The organism is Streptomyces sp. NPDC096040 (assembly GCF_040303265.1).
Lineage (GTDB): Bacteria > Actinomycetota > Actinomycetes > Streptomycetales > Streptomycetaceae > Streptomyces.
In genome coordinates, this window is the sequence record NZ_JBEOTA010000018.1 from 1 (window position 1) to 19981 (window position 19981).

At 70.5% G+C, this 19981-nt stretch carries 22 protein-coding genes and 1 pseudogene; 6 read left to right on the forward strand and 17 right to left on the reverse strand.

The window, feature by feature from the left end:
• The 10 genes and pseudogenes from ABTY98_RS24595 to ABTY98_RS24640 all read right to left on the reverse strand — a co-directional run.
• Positions 1 to 149, reverse strand: a pseudogene (locus tag ABTY98_RS24595) (sulfate adenylyltransferase subunit CysD); the annotation flags it as partial.
• A complete protein-coding gene (cysC, locus tag ABTY98_RS24600; protein WP_352223106.1) occupies positions 146 to 682 on the reverse strand; it encodes an adenylyl-sulfate kinase in 537 nt (178 codons plus the stop codon). The pseudogene ABTY98_RS24595 and the gene cysC, both read right to left, overlap by 4 nt.
• A gap of 44 nt (positions 683 to 726) precedes the next feature.
• A complete protein-coding gene (locus tag ABTY98_RS24605) occupies positions 727 to 1437 on the reverse strand; it encodes a phosphoadenylyl-sulfate reductase (RefSeq protein WP_352223107.1) in 711 nt (236 codons plus the stop codon).
• Entirely contained in the window at positions 1434 to 1622 is a 189-nt protein-coding gene (locus tag ABTY98_RS24610) for a hypothetical protein (protein WP_352223108.1), read from the reverse strand. Before ABTY98_RS24610 ends, ABTY98_RS24605 begins: the two co-directional genes overlap by 4 nt.
• A complete protein-coding gene (locus tag ABTY98_RS24615) occupies positions 1619 to 3316 on the reverse strand; it encodes a nitrite/sulfite reductase (protein ID WP_352223109.1) in 1698 nt (565 codons plus the stop codon). The genes ABTY98_RS24610 and ABTY98_RS24615 overlap by 4 nt, the downstream gene beginning before the upstream one ends.
• A 125-nt stretch (positions 3317 to 3441) precedes the next feature.
• Positions 3442 to 3525 carry a putative leader peptide gene (locus tag ABTY98_RS24620; RefSeq protein WP_309500612.1) on the reverse strand — a complete coding sequence of 28 codons (84 nt, stop codon included), beginning with the start codon at positions 3523 to 3525 and terminating at the stop codon, positions 3442 to 3444.
• Positions 3526 to 3617: 92 nt separating this feature from the next.
• Positions 3618 to 4232 (reverse strand): GNAT family N-acetyltransferase, encoded by a 615-nt coding sequence (locus ABTY98_RS24625; protein WP_352223110.1) that lies wholly within the window; start codon positions 4230 to 4232, stop codon positions 3618 to 3620.
• Positions 4233 to 4275: 43 nt separating this feature from the next.
• Positions 4276 to 5610, reverse strand: coding sequence for a hypothetical protein (locus ABTY98_RS24630; RefSeq protein WP_352223111.1), 1335 nt, complete (start codon positions 5608 to 5610; stop codon positions 4276 to 4278).
• Between the two features lie 208 nt (positions 5611 to 5818).
• Positions 5819 to 7111, reverse strand: a complete 1293-nt coding sequence (locus ABTY98_RS24635) for a GAF domain-containing protein (protein WP_352223112.1) — start codon at positions 7109 to 7111, stop codon at positions 5819 to 5821.
• A 280-nt stretch (positions 7112 to 7391) separates the two neighbouring features.
• The gene (locus ABTY98_RS24640; protein WP_352223113.1) at positions 7392 to 9035 is read right to left on the reverse strand and encodes an acyl-CoA dehydrogenase family protein; all 1644 of its coding nucleotides are present in this window, start codon (positions 9033 to 9035) and stop codon (positions 7392 to 7394) included.
• Positions 9036 to 9187: 152 nt separating this feature from the next.
• Between ABTY98_RS24640 and ABTY98_RS24645 the strand changes: the two genes are divergently transcribed.
• Both ABTY98_RS24645 and ABTY98_RS24650 read left to right on the forward strand, forming a co-directional pair.
• Positions 9188 to 10333, forward strand: a complete 1146-nt coding sequence (locus tag ABTY98_RS24645) for a YihY/virulence factor BrkB family protein (protein ID WP_352223114.1) — start codon at positions 9188 to 9190, stop codon at positions 10331 to 10333.
• A 255-nt stretch (positions 10334 to 10588) separates the two neighbouring features.
• Positions 10589 to 11260, forward strand: a complete 672-nt coding sequence (locus ABTY98_RS24650; protein WP_352223115.1) for a helix-turn-helix domain-containing protein — start codon at positions 10589 to 10591, stop codon at positions 11258 to 11260.
• Here ABTY98_RS24650 and ABTY98_RS24655 read toward each other — a convergent pair.
• Positions 11249 to 11644, reverse strand: a complete 396-nt coding sequence (locus ABTY98_RS24655) for a VOC family protein (protein WP_352223116.1) — start codon at positions 11642 to 11644, stop codon at positions 11249 to 11251. The two genes, ABTY98_RS24650 and ABTY98_RS24655, sit on opposite strands and share 12 nt — an antisense overlap.
• Before the next feature lie 51 nt (positions 11645 to 11695).
• Positions 11696 to 12322 carry a VOC family protein gene (locus tag ABTY98_RS24660; RefSeq protein WP_352223117.1) on the reverse strand — a complete coding sequence of 209 codons (627 nt, stop codon included), beginning with the start codon at positions 12320 to 12322 and terminating at the stop codon, positions 11696 to 11698.
• A 97-nt stretch (positions 12323 to 12419) separates the two neighbouring features.
• On the opposite strand from ABTY98_RS24660, the gene ABTY98_RS24665 reads away from it, so the two are divergent.
• The 4 genes from ABTY98_RS24665 to ABTY98_RS24680 all read left to right on the forward strand — a co-directional run bounded on the left by ABTY98_RS24665 (position 12420) and on the right by ABTY98_RS24680 (position 14912).
• A complete protein-coding gene (locus ABTY98_RS24665; protein ID WP_352223118.1) occupies positions 12420 to 12962 on the forward strand; it encodes a membrane lipoprotein in 543 nt (180 codons plus the stop codon).
• Positions 12963 to 12993: 31 nt separating this feature from the next.
• Complete coding sequence (locus ABTY98_RS24670; RefSeq protein WP_352223119.1) at positions 12994 to 13644, forward strand: ThuA domain-containing protein; 651 nt, start codon at positions 12994 to 12996, stop codon at positions 13642 to 13644.
• Between the two features lie 159 nt (positions 13645 to 13803).
• Positions 13804 to 14670: an isocitrate lyase/PEP mutase family protein gene (locus ABTY98_RS24675; protein ID WP_352223120.1), complete on the forward strand. Its 867-nt coding sequence runs from the start codon at positions 13804 to 13806 to the stop codon at positions 14668 to 14670.
• A gap of 17 nt (positions 14671 to 14687) precedes the next feature.
• Positions 14688 to 14912: a hypothetical protein gene (locus ABTY98_RS24680; RefSeq protein WP_352223121.1), complete on the forward strand. Its 225-nt coding sequence runs from the start codon at positions 14688 to 14690 to the stop codon at positions 14910 to 14912.
• Positions 14913 to 14972: 60 nt separating this feature from the next.
• Here the strand turns inward: ABTY98_RS24680 and ABTY98_RS24685 are convergent, their stop codons facing one another.
• The 5 genes from ABTY98_RS24685 to ABTY98_RS24705 all read right to left on the reverse strand — a co-directional run bounded on the left by ABTY98_RS24685 (position 14973) and on the right by ABTY98_RS24705 (position 19812).
• Positions 14973 to 15176 (reverse strand): hypothetical protein, encoded by a 204-nt coding sequence (locus tag ABTY98_RS24685; RefSeq protein ID WP_352223122.1) that lies wholly within the window; start codon positions 15174 to 15176, stop codon positions 14973 to 14975.
• Between the two features lie 30 nt (positions 15177 to 15206).
• Positions 15207 to 16271, reverse strand: coding sequence for a LacI family DNA-binding transcriptional regulator (locus tag ABTY98_RS24690; protein ID WP_352223123.1), 1065 nt, complete (start codon positions 16269 to 16271; stop codon positions 15207 to 15209).
• A 412-nt stretch (positions 16272 to 16683) separates the two neighbouring features.
• Positions 16684 to 17589, reverse strand: coding sequence for a carbohydrate ABC transporter permease (locus ABTY98_RS24695; protein ID WP_352223124.1), 906 nt, complete (start codon positions 17587 to 17589; stop codon positions 16684 to 16686).
• A complete protein-coding gene (locus tag ABTY98_RS24700; protein WP_352223125.1) occupies positions 17589 to 18473 on the reverse strand; it encodes a carbohydrate ABC transporter permease in 885 nt (294 codons plus the stop codon). The genes ABTY98_RS24695 and ABTY98_RS24700 overlap by 1 nt, the downstream gene beginning before the upstream one ends.
• A gap of 10 nt (positions 18474 to 18483) precedes the next feature.
• Positions 18484 to 19812, reverse strand: coding sequence for an ABC transporter substrate-binding protein (locus tag ABTY98_RS24705; RefSeq protein ID WP_352223126.1), 1329 nt, complete (start codon positions 19810 to 19812; stop codon positions 18484 to 18486).
• Positions 19813 to 19981: the final 169 nt, after the last annotated feature.

Below are 19981 nucleotides of genomic sequence, written 5' to 3' on the forward strand. Positions count from 1 at the left end.
TTGCCGCCGGAGAACAGGATCACCGGCCGTTCGAACTCGCCCGCCACCTCACGGAAGACATGGACCGCCTCGGACTCCAGCGCGTCCAGGTGGGAGAGGGCGTACGGGGTGTCCGTGCCCTCCTCATGGGTTGCCACGGTCGCCGTCATGCCAGTCCCTTCTCGCCGAGCAGGGCGTACACGGACGCCGCGGACTCCTGCACGGTCTGGTGCTGCGACTCGATCCGCAGATCGGGCGTCTCGGGCTCCTCGTACGGGTCGTCGACCCCCGTCAGCCCGGTCAGCTCACCGGCGGCCTGCTTGGCGTACAGACCCTTCACATCGCGTACGGAGCACACCTCGACCGGGGTCGCCACATGCACCTCGACATAGGCGGTGCCGTTCTCCTCGTGGCGCTTGCGCACCGCGTCCCGGCTGTCCGCGTAGGGGGCGATCACCGGAACCAGCGCCTTCACGCCGTTGCGGGCCAGCAGTTCGGCGACGAAGCCGATGCGCTGCACATTGGTGTGCCGGTCCTCACGGCTGAAGCCGAGGCCCGCCGAGATGAACTCGCGGATCTCGTCGCCGTCGAGCACCTCGACGAGATGGCCCTCCATGCGCAGCCGGGCCGCCAACTCGTACGCGATGGTGGTCTTGCCGGCGCTCGGCAGACCCGTGAGCCAGACGGTGGCTCCGGTCGTCACGTGATTCTCCAATGTCGTAGGTGTCGTAGGCACGGTCATGGGGATCAGGTGTGCAGGCCGCACTCGGTCTTGGCGCGGCCCGCCCAACGGCCGGCGCGCGCGTCCTCGCCCTCCAGCACCCGACGGGTGCAGGGGGCGCAGCCGACCGAGGTGTAGCCGTCCATCAGCAAGGGGTTGGTCAGTACACCGTGCTCTGCGACGTACGCGTCCACGTCGTCCTGGGTCCAGCGGGCGATCGGGGAGATCTTGACCTTCTGCCGCTTCTCGTCCCAGCCGACGACCGGGGTGTTCGCCCGGCTCTCCGACTCGTCGCGGCGCAGCCCGGTCGCCCAGGCCGTGTAGCTCTCCAGACCCCGCTCCAGGGGCAGCACCTTGCGGAGCCGGCAGCAAAGATCGGGGTCGCGGTCGTGCAGCTTCGGCCCGTACTCGGCGTCCTGCTCCGCGACCGTCTGGCGCGGGGTGAGCGTGATGACGTTGACGTCCATCACGGCCTCGACCGCGTCCCGGGTGCCGATGGTCTCCGGGAAGTGGTAGCCGGTGTCGAGGAAGACGACGTCGACGCCCTTCTGGACGCGCGACGCAAGATGGGCCACCACCGCGTCCTCCATGGAGGAGGTCACGCAGAAGCCCTTGCCGAAGGTGTCCACCGCCCACTGGAGGATCTCCAGGGCGGAGGCGTCTTCGAGATCGCGGCCGGCCTGCTCGGCCAGCGCCTTCAAATCGTCGGTGGTGCGGTCTTCCTGAGCTGTGGTCATATCTGTTCCCCTCCGGCTTCGGAGTGCTTCAGCCCCCGGGCGAGCAGCCCGAGGAACTTCAGCTGGAATGCGCGGTTGCAGGCCGCGCATTCCCAGGCACCGTGACTGCCTTCCAGAGCCTCGCTCGGCCGAAGGTCCTCGTCACCGCAGTAGGGGCAGTAGAAGGGGGCGGCCCGCTCGCTCATGACAGGGCCTCCTCACTGGCGCGGGACGCCCAGGTGGCGAACCGCTCGCCGTCCTCGCGCTCCGCCTGGAAGCGCTTGAGCACCCGCTCGACGTAGTCCGGCAGCTCGTCCGAGGTCACCTTGAGACCGCGGACCTTGCGGCCGAAACCGGCCTCCAGACCCAGGGCGCCGCCCAGGTGCACCTGGAAGCCCTCGACCTGCTCGCCCTGGTCGTTGAGGACCAGCTGGCCCTTGAGGCCGATGTCCGCGACCTGGATGCGGGCGCAGGCGTTGGGGCAGCCGTTGAGGTTGATGGTCAGCGGCTCGTCGAACTCGGGCAGCCGCCGCTCGAGCTCGTCGATGAGCGAGGCGCCCCGTGCCTTCGTCTCGACGATGGCGAGCTTGCAGTACTCGATGCCGGTGCAGGCCATGGTGCCGCGCCGGAAGGGGGACGGCCGGGCGGTCAGGTCCAGCGCCTCCAGGGCCTCGACCAGCGACTCGACCTGGTCCTCCACGACATCGAGGATGATCATCTTCTGCTCGACGGTGGTCCGCACCCGGCCCGAGCCATGGGCCTCGGCGAGGTCGGCGATCTTCGCCAGGGTGGTGCCGTCCACACGGCCGACGCGCGGGGCGAACCCGACGTAGAAGTTGCCGTCCTGCTGGCGGTGCACACCGACGTGGTCACGCCAGCGCTGCAGGGGCTGGGCAGGCGCGGGGCCGTCGACGAGCTTCCGCTTGAGGTACTCGTCCTCCAGGACCTGGCGGAACTTCTCCGCGCCCCAGTCGGCGACCAGGAACTTCAGCCGGGCGCGGGTGCGCAGCCGCCGGTAGCCGTAGTCGCGGAAGATGCCGATGACACCGGCCCAGACGTCCGGGACCTCGTCCAGCGGCACCCAGGCGCCGAGCCGGACGCCGATCTTCGGGTTGGTGGACAGTCCGCCGCCGACCCACAGGTCGAAGCCGGGGCCGTGGTCGGGGTGCTCGACACCGACGAACGCCACGTCGTTGATCTCGTGCACGACGTCCAGGAGCGGGGAGCCGGAGATGGCCGTCTTGAACTTGCGCGGCAGGTTGGAGAACTCCTTGCTGCCGATGTACCGCTCGTGGATCTGGTCGATCGCCCAGGTGCCGTCGATGATCTCGTCCTCGGCGATACCGGCGACCGGCGAGCCGAGGACCACACGCGGGGTGTCGCCGCACGCCTCGGTGGTGGACAGGCCGACGGCTTCGAGGCGGTTCCAGATCTCCGGGACGTCCTCGATGCGGATCCAGTGCAGCTGGATGTTCTGCCGGTCGGTGACGTCCGCGCTGCCGCGCGCGAACTCCTGCGAGATCTCGCCGATCACCCGCAACTGCTGGGTGGTGAGCCGGCCGCCGTCGATCCGCACCCGCAGCATGAAGTACTTGTCGTCCAGCTCCTCCGGCTCCAGGATGGCGGTCTTGCCGCCGTCGATGCCGGGCTTGCGCTGCGTGTACAGGCCCCACCAGCGCATACGTCCGCGCAGGTCGTTGGGGTCGATCGAGTCGAAGCCGCGCTTGGAGTAGATCGTCTCAATGCGTGTCCGCACATTGAGACCGTCGTCGTCCTTCTTGAACTGTTCGTTTCCGTTGAGCGGGGTGAAGTGACCCATAGCCCACTGACCCTCACCGCGGTGACGGCTCACCTTGCGGCGGGGCGCGGAGGCGGCAGGGTTCTGCGGGGTGGCGGCCATGGCGATATACGTCCTTCGGACAGGTGGGAAGCGTGCTCTTACCTGCGCCTGCGGGCGCGCGTGGAGGTCTGCGCGGCATTGCGCGAGGAGAGGTCTGGACAGGAAAAGGCGGCGGTGCTGTGCTCTCAGCCCGCCGGACAGATGGCGCTGGACATGCGGCCGAGGTCGACGTGCCGCCGACTCACCAAGGCGATTCCAGTTCCAGACATGACGGAAGCGTGTCACGCGGATCTCTGACCAGTCCACCATCGTCCGCGATTCGGACGGATCTATTCTGAATGCTGAGACGAGGTGGTGTGGGTCACGCCCCGGGGCTTGTCGCCGGACGGACCTCCGGGTGGGCCCCGGGGTGGGCACCCGGCCAGGGTCCCGGCGCTGTGACGTCCGGCTCCTCCTCGACCTTCGTGTCGAAGAGCCTGAAGCCCCGCCGCTGGTAGTTGGCCATCGCGTGCTCGCCGTCCAGGCTGCAGGTGTGCAGCCACACCCGCTTCGTCGGCGGCCGCTCGGGCCACCGCTCCGCCAGGTCCCAGGCGCGTGCGGTGCCGTACGAGAGCAGGTGACCGCCGATCCGGCGGCCCCGGAACGCCGGGATCAGGCCGAAGTAGACGATCTCCACGACCCCGTCGTCCTGCGGTTCCAGCTCGACGTAGCCCGCCGGGGTGCCCCGGTCGTAGCCGACCCAGGTCTCCACGCCCGGCCGCTCCAGGTGCTCCCGCCACCGGGCGTACGTCCAGCCCAGCCGGTCGGTCCAGCGGATGTCGCCGCCGACCGAGGCGTACAGGAAGCGGCTGAACTCGGGGGAGGGGATCTCGGAGCGGACGATCCTGACCGTGTCGTCCTGCGGCGCGGCGGCCGGGAGGAGGTCGGCGGGGGAGGTCTGCTCCAGGGACCAGGTGGTCACGACGATGCTGCTCATGGGGGCCAGGCAACCATCCCGGCCCCGGCCGTGTCGATGTCCGTCATCCGAGTGAGGCGTCGATCGAGCGCAGCGGCACCGAGAACAGCATGCGGTCCGTGACCGACCACACCTCGCCCGTGTCCGGGGCGTAGGAGAGCGAGCCGGTGCTCTCGGCCCAGCAGCGGTGCGAGGTGTCCGAGCCGCAGCGGGCCGCCCGTGCGCCCCCGGTGTCCTGGCGCCACAGGCTGCCGTGGCCGTCCATGGCGCCGGGGAGGTGACCGACATACCACTCGGAGGCGGTCGCGCCCGGCGGGCGGTACGACAGGACGCCCCGGATCTCCGAGGCACCGGTCCGGTACGCCTCGACCGCGTCCGCCCGGCCGGCGGCGTCGGTCGCGAGCGGTCCGTCGTCCCTGGGGTTCTCGTCGAACGCGTACCGCCACAGCCGGGCCCGCTGGTCGCTGCCGGCGGACGTCCACTCGGCGAGGACCAGGCTGTCCGGGGCCGTCCCGCGGTCCACGGCGAGCGCACTCGGGCAGGGGGCGCCGGCCGGGGAGCAGGCTCCGGCGGTGAACCGGTACGAGCCCACGGCGGGCATCACATACCGGAAGCCGTCGGCCGACCAGCCGCCGGGCACCCGGCCGATCGCGTCGGTCAGTACCGAGGTGCGCTGGATGCGGTTGAGGTCGTAGACGTAGAGCGCGTCGGCGCTGCCCGCGGTGGTGGTGACCAGCAGCTTGTCCTCGTACCAGACCATGCCGGAGATCTGCGAGGTCAGGCCCCGGTAGCTCCTCCCGTCGGCGCTGGGCACGGTCAGCAGGACCCAGGAGTAGGAGGGGTGCGCCGGGTCGTTGGTGTTCACGACCGCGACTCCGGCCAGGCCCCGGGAGGCGGCGGGGCCGCTGGAGGTGCTGTGTGTCCAGCCGGCCAGGACGACCCGGTTGGCGCCCCACAGGCCGTCGTCGTCCGCGTCGGAGGAGGTGGTCACCGAGGCCGGTTGCCAGTCGTCGGTGAGGGTGTCGGTGGGGTCCCAGCAGTAGGCCTCGGCGGCCGCCGGGGTGACCGGCAGCGACTCCCGGTCGCCGGAGTCGCAGTCGGCCGCCTCGCGAAGGCTGTGGTCGGCGTCCGCCAGGACGTCGGCGACCCCGACCGTGCCGCCCATCGCCGAGGCGAGCCGGTCCAGCGAACGGCGCGGTACGAGGTGTTCCTGAAGCTGCAGCCGCGCGGTGTCGGCGGTGGAGGTCAGTGGCTTCAGCGCGCCCGGGTCCTCGGCGACCGTGGCCTGCGAGGCGCTGACGATCGTGGCGGTCGCGGTGAGCGCCAGCGCGGTCCCGGCCAGGGCGGCGCGCAGTGCCGCGCCCCGCCTGCGCCGCCGGTGTCTGCCGCGATGCTTCATGTCTCCTCCCGAGGCGGGCCAACTGCGCCTGATGGTCCGTACGTTGATCGAGGAGCAGTTGGGGATGCCCGCACCGGGATGCTACGGCAGTCCGGGCGGCCGTACCGCGAAGACCCCGCAAATATGCGGAAGATACGTCACCGTATGTCACGGATGCGTCAAATAAGCCTGGGGTTACGGGCCTTCACGCGGACATACATGCGGGCCTTCACCTGGACCGGGGACCCGCTCCTCTCCTCGCCGCCACCGCCGGGGCGGTCGAGTGGGGCAGCAGGTCGCGCGGGTCGGCTGGGAGCAGCACCTCGATCTCCGCGTCCTCCCCGAAGCGGTACGGCCGGTGTTCGAGCAGCGCCCCCAGATAGCGCCGGATCCTGGACATCTCGGCGCGCACGGTCACCGTCCGTGAGGCGTCCCCGAAGACGTCCTCGGCCAGCCCGGCCGCGCTGCGCCCGGTGCGCCGTACCGCCAGCAGATACAGCAACTCGGCGTGCCGGGGGCTCAGTTCCCGGGACCAGGAGCCCGCGCCGCGGCCCACCGTCACCGAGGGTCGGCGGGGCTGGGCCAGGTCGAGCACCAGCCGGCCCCCGCCCAGCGGCGCCGGCTCGTCCATCGCCCGCAGCAGCCAGCCCCCGCCCAGCGGCTCCACCGAGCACAGCCCGATCGCCGGCAGCCAGCGGCGGCCCGGCGACAGGGACTTGGGCAGCGCGAGCCGCCGTGGATACGGCATGCCGGTGACCGCCGCCGTCCAGCCGTCGACGTCCACCACCAGCGCCCGCCCGCCCAGCCGGGCCAGCACCGGCGCCGCGACCGCACGCAGCCGCTCCAGCGCGTCCAGATGCAGCTCCCGCAGCCGGGCCTCGGCGAGTTTCGCCACCGAGTCGACCCAGGCCAGGGTGGCCGGATGCATGGTCTCCAGCGGACCGCTGACGTCCACCACGCCGAGCAGCCTGCCGTCCCGGGGGTCGGTGATCGGGGCACCGGAACAGGTCCAGGAGGTGTGGGTGCGGACGAAGTGCTCGGCGGCGAACACCTGCACGGGGCGGCGCACCACCGCCGGGGTGCCCACCCCGTTGGTGCCGACGACATCTTCGCGCCAGTCGGCGCCGAGTTCGAAGCCCAGCCCGTCCGCCTTGCGCAGGACCGGCGAGGAACCCTCGCGCCACAGCACCCGGCCTTCGGCGTCGGCCACCACCATGATGTGCTGGGCGACATCCGCGACCGAAAGCAACCCCTCGCGCAACACCGGCAGTACGTCCCTGAGCGGTGACTCCTCACGTCTGCGCCGGACTTCGTCGGCGGACAGCAGCCCCGAACGGAAGTCGTGGTCGGGGTCGACGCCGCTGCGCAGCATCCGCCCCCAGGACTGCTCGATCACCGGCCGGGGCGCGATCCGCCCACGCTGTCCGGCGAGTCTGGCCTCGCGTACCTCGTTCAGTAACCGCGCCGCCTGCGCCGCGTCCACCGCGGCAAGTCGCGCCACGTCCTTCGGCAGGTTCCCCACTGAGGTCCTCCCGGACAGTCCTCGAAAAGGCATGGAAGAGTCTTGTCAAGCCGTCCGGGCGGCGGTTTCCGGTCCGACTGCGCGTCTCATACTGCCGTTTTCCAGCGCCGGAGGGACACAGTCCGCACACAGACACCGATATGTTGCAACCCCTTGCAACCCTGGTGAACGGACCGTGGGTGGCCGAAAATTGAGCCGACGCCACGGCGTCTCTGGCCTGACATGGGCCGAGAAGCGGGGGTGGTGCCGTGTCGGCGCAGCACCACCCCCGCGTCCCTTTTCACGCAGGGGTGCGCACCCTGGCCCGGTCCACCACAGCCGTGAGGTCCAAGCCGCCTGGCAGCGTGCCGAAACTCGAACCCCACTGGTTGCCCAGCCGCGACGCGCAGAAGGCGTCGGCCACCTCCGGTGGGGCGAAACGGACCAGCAGGGAACCCTGGAGAACCGTTGCCAGGCGTTCGACCAGCCGACGGGCCCTGGCCTCCATGCCCTCCAGGTCGGCCAGTTCGGAGAAGAGGTCCTTGACCGCGCGGTCCAGGCGGTGGTCGGCGCCGTGGGCGCGGCCGATCTCCTGGAGGTAGGCGTCCAGTGCTCCCGGTTCGCGCTGCAACGCCCGCAGGGCGTCCAGCGCCTGGACGTTGCCCGCGCCCTCCCAGATCGAGTTCAGCGGTGACTCGCGCACCAGCCGGGGCAGCCCCCACTCCTCCACATAGCCGTTGCCGCCCAGGCACTCGGCGGCCTCCACCGCGACCGGCGCGCAGCGCTTGGTCACCCAGTACTTGGCAGCGGGCAACGCCAGCCGCAGCAGGGCCCGTTCGGCCTCGCTCCCGTCGTCGTAGGCGGCTGCCAGCCTGAGTGCGAGCGTCGTCGCGGCCTCCGACTCGATCGCGAGGTCGGCCAGGACGTTGCGCATCAGCGGCTTGTCGGTGAGTTTCCCGCCGAACGCCTCGCGGTGCGTGCAGTGGTGCACGGCCTGCGCCACCGCCTGCCGCATCAGCCCCGCCGAGCCCAGCACACAGTCGAGCCGGGTCGCGGCGACCATCTCGATGATCGTCCGCACCCCGCGCCCCTCCTCGCCCACGCGCCGCGCCCAGGTGCCGTCGAACTCGACCTCGCTCGACGCGTTCGACCGGTTGCCGAGCTTGTCCTTGAGACGCTGGAGGAGGAAGACGTTGCGGGTGCCGTCCTCCAGGACGCGCGGCACGAGGAAGCAGGTGAGCCCGCCGGGCGCCTGAGCCAGCACCAGGAACCCGTCCGACATGGGCGCCGAGCAGAACCACTTGTGTCCGGTGAGCGTGTACGTCCCGGACTCGGCGAGCGGGACGGCGGCGGTCGCATTCGCGCGTACGTCGCTGCCGCCCTGTTTCTCCGTCATGCCCATGCCGAAGAGGACGCCCGCCTTCTGGGCGGCGGGCCGCAGCTCACGGTCGTAGATCATGGAGGTCAGCAGCGGTTCCCACGTGGCGGCCAGCTCCGGGTCGGTGCGCAGTACGGGCACCGCCGCGTTCGTCATCGACAGCGGGCAGCAGTTGCCGGCCTCGACCTGGGTCCAGACGAGGAAGACGGCCGCCCGGCGGACGTGCCCCGAGGGCCGTACCCAGCCGGTGGTCAGGCCCGCGCCGACGCCCTTGCCGAGCATCCGGTGCCAGGCGGGATGGAAGTCGACCTCGTCGATCCGGTGGCCGTAGCGGTCGTGGGTGCGCAGCCGCGGTGGGTGCTCGTTGGCCTGCGCCCCCCACTCCTGCACCTGCGCCGAACCGGCCGAGACGCCGATCGACGACAGTTCGGCGCGCACCTCGTCCAGCAGCTCCGGTCCGGTGTGCCGCTCCACAGCCTCGACGAGGGCGCGGTCGGCGGCGAAGAGGTCGTACCCGACCAGCGGGGGCGGCTGGTTGGTCACGGTGTGGGTGGTGGTGCCTGCCATGTCTGCGAACCTACCCGGGGCGACGGCGGTGGTCTCCAGCGTGACACAGCGGGTACCCCAGGTCGCCTCGCAAGATCCCCCCGAGTTCCGGAAGATCACGGCCGGGGCCCCGGAAGATGAGTACCGCCCCGGACGGCGGATACCGTTAGGGCGTGCAGCCAGCAAGCGATACCCCCGAGCGGCCCTCCGGCCGGCTCCACCGGGCCAGGGCCCTCTACCGGAACGTCTCCAAGCGCAGGACGGCCTGGCTGCTGCTCAAGGACACCGTCAATTCCTGCATGGAGTACCGCATCCTCGGCCTGGCCGCCGAGGCCGCCTTCTTCACCCTGCTGTCCGTGCCGCCGCTGCTGCTCAGCCTCATCGGACTGCTCGGCTACGTCGACGACTGGACCGGCGCCGACACCATCGCCAGTCTGGAGACCAACCTCCTGGACGCCTCCCGCACCGTCCTGTCCGACAGGGGCGTGAAGGAGATCGCGGAGCCCATCCTGCACGACGTGATGCGGGGTGGCCGCCCCGACGTGATCTCCATCGGTTTCCTGTTCGCCCTGTGGTCGGGCTCCCGCGCGGTGAACGTCTTCATCGACACGATCACCGTGATGTACGGCCTCGACGGTGTCCGGGGCATCGTGAAGACCCGGCTGGTGTCCTTCCTGCTCTTCATCGCGGCCCTGCTGATCGGCTCGGTGGCGCTGCCGCTGATGGTGGCCGGGCCGGACGCGGTGGTCCGGATCGTGCCGTGGTCGGAGACGGTCGTACAAGTCCTGTACTGGCCGGTCGTGATCGTCCTGTCCATCGTCTTCCTGACCACGCTGTACCACGTCTCCGTGCCGGTGCGGTCGCCGTGGATCGAGGACGTGCCGGGCGCCCTGGTGGCCCTGGCCATGTGGGTCCTCGGCAGCTTCCTGCTGCGCATCTACCTGACCAGCACCATCGAGGGCGCGACGATCTACGGCTCACTCGCGGCCTCCGTCGCCGTGCTCCTGTGGATCGGTGTGTCGGCGTTCGCGGTGCTCGTCGGCGCCGCCGTCAACGCCGCGATCGACCGGGTCTGGCCGGCCGCCGCCACGGCCGCGGCCCGCGCCGCCAACGAACGGCTGCGCGAGGCCCAGGTCGCCGAATACGTCGCCCGCGCCGCCGCGGCCCGCGAGGCCCACCTCGACGACCCGGACGACCCCGACATGCCCTCCGAGTTCCCGGAGCGCTGGTCCCGCTTCCTGCCGCCCGAGGACGTCACGGCCCGCCTGCGCACCCATGTGAAGAGCAGTCACCCGCCGCACAAGCGGGAGAGAGGCTGAGGGAGCGCGAGGGCCTGTCCGGCGGATCATGCCGCGGACGCGGGGTGTGGCACCCACTCCCCCGAAGGGGGAACCCCCAGCGGCGTTGTCGTCGGTCACCGACGTCCCCCAGCCTTCGGCCGGAGGTGTCCCCGCCGCGTCGACGCCCTCCTTCGCCTTGCAGCCGCACGCACCACACCCCGCTCACCGGCGTCGATGAGACACCGCTGGCTTCCTGCGACTTCATCCGCCGGGCAGGCCCCTAGGCTGGCGTACGTGTACGAGGAACGGGCGTCCCGGCTCTCCGGCGCGGTCGTCTGGGTGAACGCCCCCGGCGAGGACGGATCGGGGCGGGTGCTGCCCGACGGGTGCATGGACCTGCTCTGGCACGAGGGGCGGCTGCTCGTCGCCGGGCCCGACACGCATGCGTACGTCACTCAGGGCGTCCCGGGCGTATGGGTGGGCCTGCGCTTCTCTCCCGGTACCGCGCCCGCCTTTCTCGGAGTGCCCGCGCATGAGCTGCTCGATCGGCGTGTGGAGCTGTCGGAGCTGTGGCCGGCGTCCGTCGTACGTCGGCTGCGGGGGCGGGTCGAGGCCGCGGCGGAGCCCGCAGCCGCCCTGGAGGAGATCGCGCTGGAGCGGGCCGCCGCCCCCGACCCGTTGCTGGGCCGGCTCGTCCAGGCCCTGGACGAGGGGCGGCCGGTGGGCGCAGTCGCCGACGAACTCGGTGTCGGGGTACGCCGGTTGCACCGGCGCAGTCGTGACGCCTTCGGCTACGGACCCAAGACGCTCGCCCGGGTCCTCCGGATGCAGCGGGCCCTCTCGCTCGCCCGGGGCGGGATTCCGCTCGCCGAGACGGCCGTCCGGGCCGGGTACGCGGACCAGCCCCATCTCTCCCGTGAGGTGCGGGAGTTGGCCGGGCTGCCGTTGACCGGGCTACTCCGGTAGCGGAGCGAACAGGTCGACGCCGTTGCCGTCGGGGTCGTGCACCGTGGCGTACCGCTGGCCCCAGAAGGCGTCCCACGGCTTGAGCTCGCCGTGGTACCCGGCACCGACCAGGTCCTCGTAGACGGCGTCCACCTCGGCCGGCGACCCGCAGCGGAAGGCGAGCCCCACCCGGCCGCCGCCGGCCGGCGGGTGCCAGGCCGGGTGGAAGGAGCGGACCGTCTCCTCGGTGTCCAGGGCGACGGTGAGCCCACCGGGAAACTCGGCCTCGACATGCGGCTGTTCCTCGGCACCGGGCGGGAAGTCCAGGCCCAGGCGGCGGTAGAAGGCGAGGGACGCGGTCAGGTCGGAGGCGACCAGACCGATCACGGCGAATCGTGGGGTCATGACGTCACCGTAGGCAGAAGGGCGAGCGCCGGTCTTGAAGGAATCGGACAGTCAGCCGAAGGTCACGGCTCCCCGCGGGGTGTCGACGGTGATGGAGAACGACAGCGGTCCCTCGGCCAGGGGCAGGTCCGTGCCCAGGGCCCTCAGCAGGGGGCGGAGCTCCGCGGGGTCGGGGGCGGTCGCGGACACCGCGAGCAGCGGGGTGACCGGCAGACCGGACGCGGTCGGGTGGAGCGAGGAACCCCAGTCGATCAGGAACGGCACCAGGGGGTGCGCGGAGGTGCTGTCGGTCAGCCGCCACTCCAGCAGCGTCCCGTCGGGGCGGCGCCGGCTCATCGGGTGCGGGGTACCGGGGTCGTAGCCCCGGGCCCGCGCGGCCGCGACCGCCGCGTCCAGGTCCGGCGGGCTGATCGCCCAGGTCACCAGGCGGGCCGTGGTGAGCGCGTCGACACCGAAGGGGCGGGCGCCGGGCGGTACGGACTGCTCCGGGTCCGGGCCGATGATCTCCAGGTAGCCGGTGCCGCCCAGCGACACCAGATGGTTGCGGGTGCCGAGATCCGGGTGGACACCGCCGGCGGCAGGGGTCACACCGGTCCGCCGGGCGAAGTCGGCGACCGTCGCGGCGAGGTCGGGGGTCGCCAGCACCAGGTGGTCGAGGAGGGGCGGGGTGGCGTTCATCCAGGCCGAGGTTAGGCACAGCCGGGAAGGAGTCACAAGCGGCGGGGAGACCGGAAATCCCGGTGCCTGTGGAACACCTGTGCGGCACGATAGGCGCGTGATCCGTGTCGTGCGCGTCCTGCCGCCGCTGCTCCTCGCCGCCGCCCTGCTCACCGGATGCGGTACCGAGAAGGCGGGCCCCGGAGATTCAGGCTCGCCCGCCGACCCGGCCGAACTCGCCTCCAAGGCAAAGGCGTTGGGCATGGACCCGGAGCTGGTCTACGTCACCGGGGCCCCGGGGTTCACCCTCGCCCAGCAGTCCGTCGGCGTGCAGGGCGACGACGGCTTCTCCGCCTCCTACACGGACAGGACCGGCGCCGTCATCCACCTGTACACCGACCACCCGCGCTATGCCGGGCAGCACGAGTACGAGGTGACGAAGAAGGACTGCGTGGTGTGGCTGGACGGCGAGGGCGGGGTCTCCGACGCGGTACTGGGCAAGGCGGTGCACGCGATCCACCGCCCCTCCGCCGACGAACTCGACGCCCTGCTGCCCACGCCCGACCCGGCCTTCACCGACGACCAGCCGGTACAGCGCGGCGACCTGCCGCCCAACGGCGACGGCGCACCCGACAACAGCGTGCCCACGCCCGGCCTTTGAGCCGTCGACGGTCATGGGCGACCATGCGGCCATGGCCCCTCGACTGCTCCTCCACACCCGCACCACCGGCTACCGCCACGACTCGATCCCCGACGCCATCGCCGCCGTACGGGAGTTCCCCGATGTCGACGTCGACGCCACCGAGGACCCGGCCGCCCTCGAACAGCCCCTGGACGGGTACGCGGCCGTCGTCTTCCTCTCCACCAGCGGCGAGATCCTGACCCTGGCGGGCCGCGCCCGGCTGGCCGCCTACGTCGAGGCGGGCGGCGGCTTCGCCGGCGTACACGCGGCGGCCTGCACCGAGTACGACTGGCCGTACTACGGCGAACTCCTCGGCGCCCGCTTCGCCCGCCACCCGGAGTACCAGCCCGGCAGGGTGCTCATCGAGGACCATGACCATCCGGCGACCCGGCAACTGCCCGCCGTCTGGGACTTCACCGACGAGTGGTACGACTTCCGGGACAACCCGCGCGGCCGGGTCCGGGTGCTGCTGCGCGCCGACGAGTCGTCGTACGACGGAGGCGCGATGGGGGACGACCACCCGCTGTCCTGGTGCCGTGAGCAGGGAGCCGGACGGGTGTTCTACACGGCCCTGGGACACGCCCGGGAGGCCTACCGGGACCCGGGCTTCCTGGCCCATCTCCACGGGGGCGTCACCTGGGCGGCACGGCGCGGCAAGTGACGTTTCTCCGGTGAACCCGATCCGCCATTGGAGTGAGTAAAGCTCGCGCATGGAGATGGTCACGCGCATATCTAGAGATGCTCTTGTCTTGGTAAAGGGCTGTCGAGACGCGGAGGCCGTCGAGCCGCCGCGCCACCCACCCACAGGAGGAGCCGGACCTTGACTTACGGGAAGAAGCTGCGCGAGCAGATCGCCGGGCCGGGGACCACCCCGTTGATCGGCGTGTACGACATGTACTCGGCGTCGATCGCGGCCAAACACTACGACGGTATGTTCGTCTCCGGCTTCGGCTTCGCCGCCTCGTACTACGGCCTGCCGGACATCGGATTCATCGCCTGGCCCGACATGGTGGCCTTCGTCCAGCGGCTGCGGGGTGCGTTCCCGCACCACCATCTCCTCGTCGACATCGACGACGGGTACGTCGACCCAGAGGTCGCCTGCCACGTCGTGGAGGGACTGGAGCGTATCGGCGCCTCCGGGGTGATCCTCGAGGACCAGAAGCGGCCCCGCCGTTGCGGGCACGCCGACGGCAAGCAGGTGCTGCCCCTGGAGGAGTACCTGGAGAAACTGGAGAAGGTCCTGGAGACCCGCAAGGACCTGGTCGTCGTCGCCCGCACGGACGCCACGGACGAGCACGACATCCTGCACCGCGCGGAGCGGCTCGCCGCCACCGACGCCGACGTGGTCCTCGTCGACGGGGTCCGCAGCGAGGAGTGGATCCGCCGCATCCGCAAGGTCGTCGGCGACAAACCGCTGCTCTTCAACCAGATCGGCGGCGGCAAGTCACCCAGGCTCTCGCTCACCGAACTGGACGAGCTCGGTGTCGACGTGGCCATCTACTCCACTCCCTGTCTGTTCGCCGCGCACGAGGCCATGGAGAGCGCGCTCGGCGAGCTCAAGGCGTCGGACGGCCGGCTGCCCCAGGTGGACGCGGCCGGTGGTGTCGGGGTCAAGGCGTCCACCACCCTGCTGGAACGCAACATCGCCCGGGAACGGCTCGACGCGCCCGAGGGCGTGGGCGTGTGAGGCGGTTGCCTACGGCTGTGGCGGTCGCGGCGGTGCTTCTCGGCCTGGCCGCTGTTCCCGCCCACGCGGGCGGGAGTCTGATCACGGTGATCGACAACTCCAACGCGGACTCCATCCTGGAGGTGGACCGCACGGCGAACATCCAGGCCGGGAGGGGTACGGCCGGCAGCGACCACGACGGCAGCGCCGTGGACGCGATCCAGGCGTTGCTCGGTGAGCCTCGTCAGGATGACGACGACTGAGGACCGCACCCGAGTGGGCGGCCGGACACTGTCCGGCCGCCCACGCTCGTCTCCGGGCGCTCAGTCCTCGTTCAGATCCGGGCGGCCGTTCTCGTCCAGCTCCACGTCCTCCTTCGGATCGTGCTCGTCGGTCGGGACGGCCACCGCGGCGTGGTGCTGGGCCGGGGCGACAGTGCGGGTGGTGGCCTGGGCGGAGCCCAGGGCCATGGTCACGGCGGCTGTGGCCAGGGCACCGGCCGCGGCGGTACGCAGGGTGAGATCCATGCACTGGAAACGATCTTGACGAGGGCCCGGTCACCCTCGTACGGCTGAACGGGCAGGCGGGGCGGCCGTGCTCGCTCGCTCCACCAAGCGCGTCGACAGCTCGGTCCGGGTGCCCTCCGGACGGTCCCCGTGCATCAGCCGCACCAGCAGCCGCAGCGCGGTCGCCGCCATCTCCGCGAGCGGCTGGCGGACCGTGGTCAGCGCCGGGGCGCCCCAGCGTGCCTCGGGCAGATCGTCGAAGCCGACCACGCTGATGTCGTCCGGCACCCGCAGCCCGCGCTCGGCCAGCGCCGTGTACACCCCGAGCGCCATCCGGTCCGAGCAGACGAACACGGCGGTCGGCGGCTCCGGCAGGTCGAGCAGTTCGTGCATACGATGCCGGGCCGTGCCCTCGTCGAAGCTCGCGTGCCGGACGTACTCACCCCGGTGGCGCAGCCCGGCCGAGGCGAGCGCCGAACGGTAGCCGGCCACCCGGGCGCCGCTGCACATCCTGCGCCGATTGCCCGCGATCACCGCGATCCGCTCATGGCCGAGAGCGAGCAGATGCTCGGTCGCGGACACCCCGCCCTGCCAGTTCGCGGCCCCGACCGACACCACGCCCGCCGGGGGTTCGTGGACGGGGTCGATCAGCACGTACGGGATGCGGTGGTGGTCCAGCCAGGCGTACTGCGCCTGGGTCAGCTCGGCCAGGTTGAACAGCGCCCCGGAGGAGCCGCGCGCGGTGAGCTTGTCCAGCCAGCCGCGCTCCGGGCGCCCGGCCCGTGTCCGGGTCAGCCCCGCCGACACCACGACCTCCAGACCCGCCTCGTGCGCCGCCTCCTCCACCCCGTGCAGCACCGCGCCCGACCACGAGCTGTCCAGCGAGTGCACGACCAGGTCGATCAGGGCGGGGGCCTTCGCCATGTCGAAACGCGGTCTGCGCACGTAGCCGAGCCGTTCGAGGGCCTCGGTGACCCGACGGCGGGTCTCGGGGGCCACATCCTCACGGCCGTTGACCACCTTCGACGCGGTCGGTACGGAGACGCCGGCTTCGCGGGCCACCACCGCCAGCGTCGGACCGGCCGCCGCCACGCTCGTACCCCCGGCACGGACCATGGGGAACCGCCTCTCCGGCCCGCCCTTGGGCCAACGAAAGTAACGAAAGTTGCGACCTACGCTGCTTCCGCGGTCTGCGTACACGCCGTGCAGTAAGCGCTTCCTACGATAGGTGCGCGTCAACACGGCGTGAAGAGCTGGGAATTCACGGGATCAACGGCGACGAGACTTTCGAAACCCCGGACACAGGCGGTCGGGTCGGACGGGTGTGCCTCGGACTACTCGGGGGTGCGGGTGACTTGGGAATCCGCGAGGTCCGCCATCGGGGCCGTGGTGGCCGCGGCGGGTGTACCAAGGTTGTTCGCCGGGTGCGGGTGGGTGGGGGCCGGTCGCGCGGTTCCCCGCGCCCCTGCCGGGGCGCTGTCTCCACCAACCACTCGAAGGAGCTGGTCGCCAGGGAGTGCCGGCACGGTCATTTGAGGGCTCCCAGGGTGACGCCCGTGCGCCAGTAGCGGCGCATCGCGATCATCATGACGGCCATCGGGACGATGGAGAGCAGGGCGCCGGTGAGGACCAGGCCGGTCAGGTCGACCCCGGATTCGAGGCGTTTGCCGGACCAGTTGTACAGGCCCAGGTTCAGCGTCCAGTTCTCCTCGCCGCGCAGGACGGTGAGGGGGAGGAAGAAGGCGTTCCAGGTGTTGACGAAGGCCAGGAGGAAGACCGTGGCCCCTCCTGTCGTCATCATGCGCAGGGCGATCGAGAAGAAGATGCGCAGTTCGCCCGCTCCGTCGATGCGGGCCGCCTCCAGGAGTTCGAAGGGGACCGTCGCCTCCGTGTAGACCTTCGCCAGATAGACGCTGAACGGGTTGATCAGGCAGGGAATCAGCATCGCCCAGGGCGTGTCCACCAGGCCGATCTTCGAGAAGAGGAGGTAGAGGGGGAGAGTGAGCAGGGCGATGGGGACCAGGAAGGAGCCGACCACGCAGGCGAACACCAGGTTGCGCCCGGGGAATTGGAAGCGGGCCAGGCCGTAGCCCGTGGCGAGCGCGATGAGCGTGCCGCCGAGCGAGCCGACTCCCGCGTACAGGAAGGAGTTGGCGGTCCAGCGCAGGAAGATGCCGTCCTCGTAGGTGAACAGCTGGTGCAGGTTGTCCCACAGGTGCCAGCCGGAGAACCAGAGGCCGTTGCTCTGGTAGAGAGCGGTGCGGTCCTTTGTCGCGGCGACCAGCAGCCACCACACCGGGAACAGGCTGTACGCGCCGGCCAGGACCAGGCCGACGAGAAGGAAGCGCTGGCCGCCCCGGGAGCGGGACGCAGGATCGGGTTCGGTCTTGCGGTGGACGGGGCTCGTGCGTGCGCGTTCCTCGGTGAGTGCCATCAGTCGGCCTCCTTCGAGGTCAGCCGGTAGAAGAGGAAGGAGGCGACGCCGAGGATCAGGGCCAGCAGCACCGAAAGGGCGGCCGCGTAGTGGTAGTTGCCCGCGTTGAACGCCTGGTTGTAGATCACCATGATCGGGGTGAAGCTGTCGCTCACCGTCTGGGGCGTGACATTGCGGAACAGGGCCGGCTCGTTGAAGATCTGGAGCATCTGGATGATCGACAGCATGCCGGTGAGGACCAACGCGCCGCGTACGTACGGGACTTTGATGCTCAGGGCGATACGGCGCTCGGAGGCGCCGTCCAGCCGTGCCGCCTCGAAGAGTTCGCGTGGGACGCCCTGGAGCGCAGCGTAGATGATCACCATGTTGTAGCCGATGCCGTGCCAGGTCAGCAGGTTGCCGATGGACGGCCACACCATCGACGGCGCGAAGAAGTTCCAGGTCAGTCCGAACGCCTTGCCCAGCGGGGTGAGGGGACCGACGTCCGGACTGTAGAGGTTGATCCAGACGATGGCCGCGACCACACCGGGGATCATGTACGGCACCAGCAGCAGCACCCGGAAGCGGCCCGCCGTCCGTGAGGTGAGCGTGTCCAGGAAGAGCGCGAGGAGCAGGCTGACCAGCAGCATCACCGGGATCTGCACGCAGGCGAACAGGAGTACCCGCAGCACGGAGTCGAGGAACGCCGGGTCCGTCAGGCCCTGTCGGTAGTTGGCCAGGCCGGAAAATCTGTCCGTCGTGCCACCGAGGCCAAGGCCGGACGACTGCGAGCGGTACAGCGACTGGTGGACGGCGTAACCGATCGGGATCAGGTAGAGGAAGACGAAGCCGAGTTGGAAGGGCACCGTGAAGGCGGCGCCCTTCCAGCGCTGGGAGCGGACCATCCGTGCCGCCTCAGCCCTTGACGCTGATGCCGCGGGACTTGAGGTCGCCCACCGTCCACTCCTGCATATGGGCGAGGAGGCCGGTGACCTTCTGCTGCCCGCTGACCACCTTCGCCCAGCCGTTCTGCAGCTCGGTGAACATGGCCGTCCAGTCGGGGCCGAAGGTCCAGTCGGTGGTGACGTCGTCCAGGCTGTCGGTGACGACCTTCTTCGCCGGGTCGTAGTGGGCGCCGAGCAGTTTCTGCGAGAGTGCCTCGTCGACGTAGGCGCTGCTGTCGGCCAGCGCGGGCATCACACCGTTGCCGGTGGTCGGGCTCGCCATCGTCTTCACCGCGCCCGGATCGGTCGACATCCACAACGCGGCCTCGGCGGCCTGCTGTTGGTGTGCGCACTGCTTCGTGACGAGGGTGACGCTGCCGGTGAGGTTGGTGCCGGCCGGGGTCTTCGCCGCCTCGCCGGTGAAGGCGGGCCAGGGGGAGAGCGCCCAGTTGCCGAAGGACTTGGTGAAGTTCTGCACCATGCCGGCCATCTGCCACGTGGAGATCTGCCGGGTGGCGGTGCCGCCGTTGTCGTAGTTGCGCTGTACTGCCGCGTAGTCGGCGAACGACAGCTTGGAGTCGAGGTCGTTGTCGATGATCCGCTGGATTACGCCGGCGGCCTTCAGGGTGCCCGGGTCCTGGAAGTCGACCTTCCAGGAGTCGCCGTCGATCGAGTACCAGTGGGCGCCTGCCTGCATGGCGAGCACTTCGAGGGTGCTGGGATCCTCACCGGCATAGTTGGTGATCTTGATGCCGTGCTTCTTCAACACCTTGCCGGCCGCGATGAACTCGTCCCAGGTGGCGGGGGCCTTGAGGCCGTACTTCTGGAAGATGTCGGCGCGGTAGATGGTGAAGTTCGGCGAGGAGCTGGTGGGGACGCCGTAGAGCCTGCCCTGCACCTGCGCGGCCGACCAGGAGCCGGAGTTGAACTTGTCCTTGGCCGGGCCGACGTACTTCGTGATGTCGGCGAGGGCGCCCTGGGCCACCCAACTCGTCACGTACTCAGCGGTGTTCTGCACCAGGCAGGGAGCGTTGCCCGCCTTCACCGCGTTGGTGAGCTGCTTCTGCATGGTCAGCTGGTCGGTGACCTTCGTGTACTTCAGCCGGACCTCCTTGTGGGAGGCGTTGAAGGCCCTCACCACAGCATCCTGGCCGTTCGCCCAGCCCCAGAAGGGCAGGGTGACCGGGCCGGAGGCCGAGTCGGAGCCGCCGGAGCCGGAGTCCGATCCGGCGCAGGCGGAGAGCAGACCCGTCAGCGCGAGGCCCGCGATCGCGGCGCGGACCAACCTGGTGGAGTTCATCTGACCGTGTTCCTTCGGAGGTGGGCGCTCTCGGAGAGGAGGGCGGCGGCTCAGCAGTGCCTTAGAAACCGGTTTCCACGAGACGGTAGGACGGCTCGGTCGCTCCCAGCAAGGGGTATGAGTCGGAATCTTTCGATGTGCGATCGGCCGAACGGGCCATGAGCAGCAA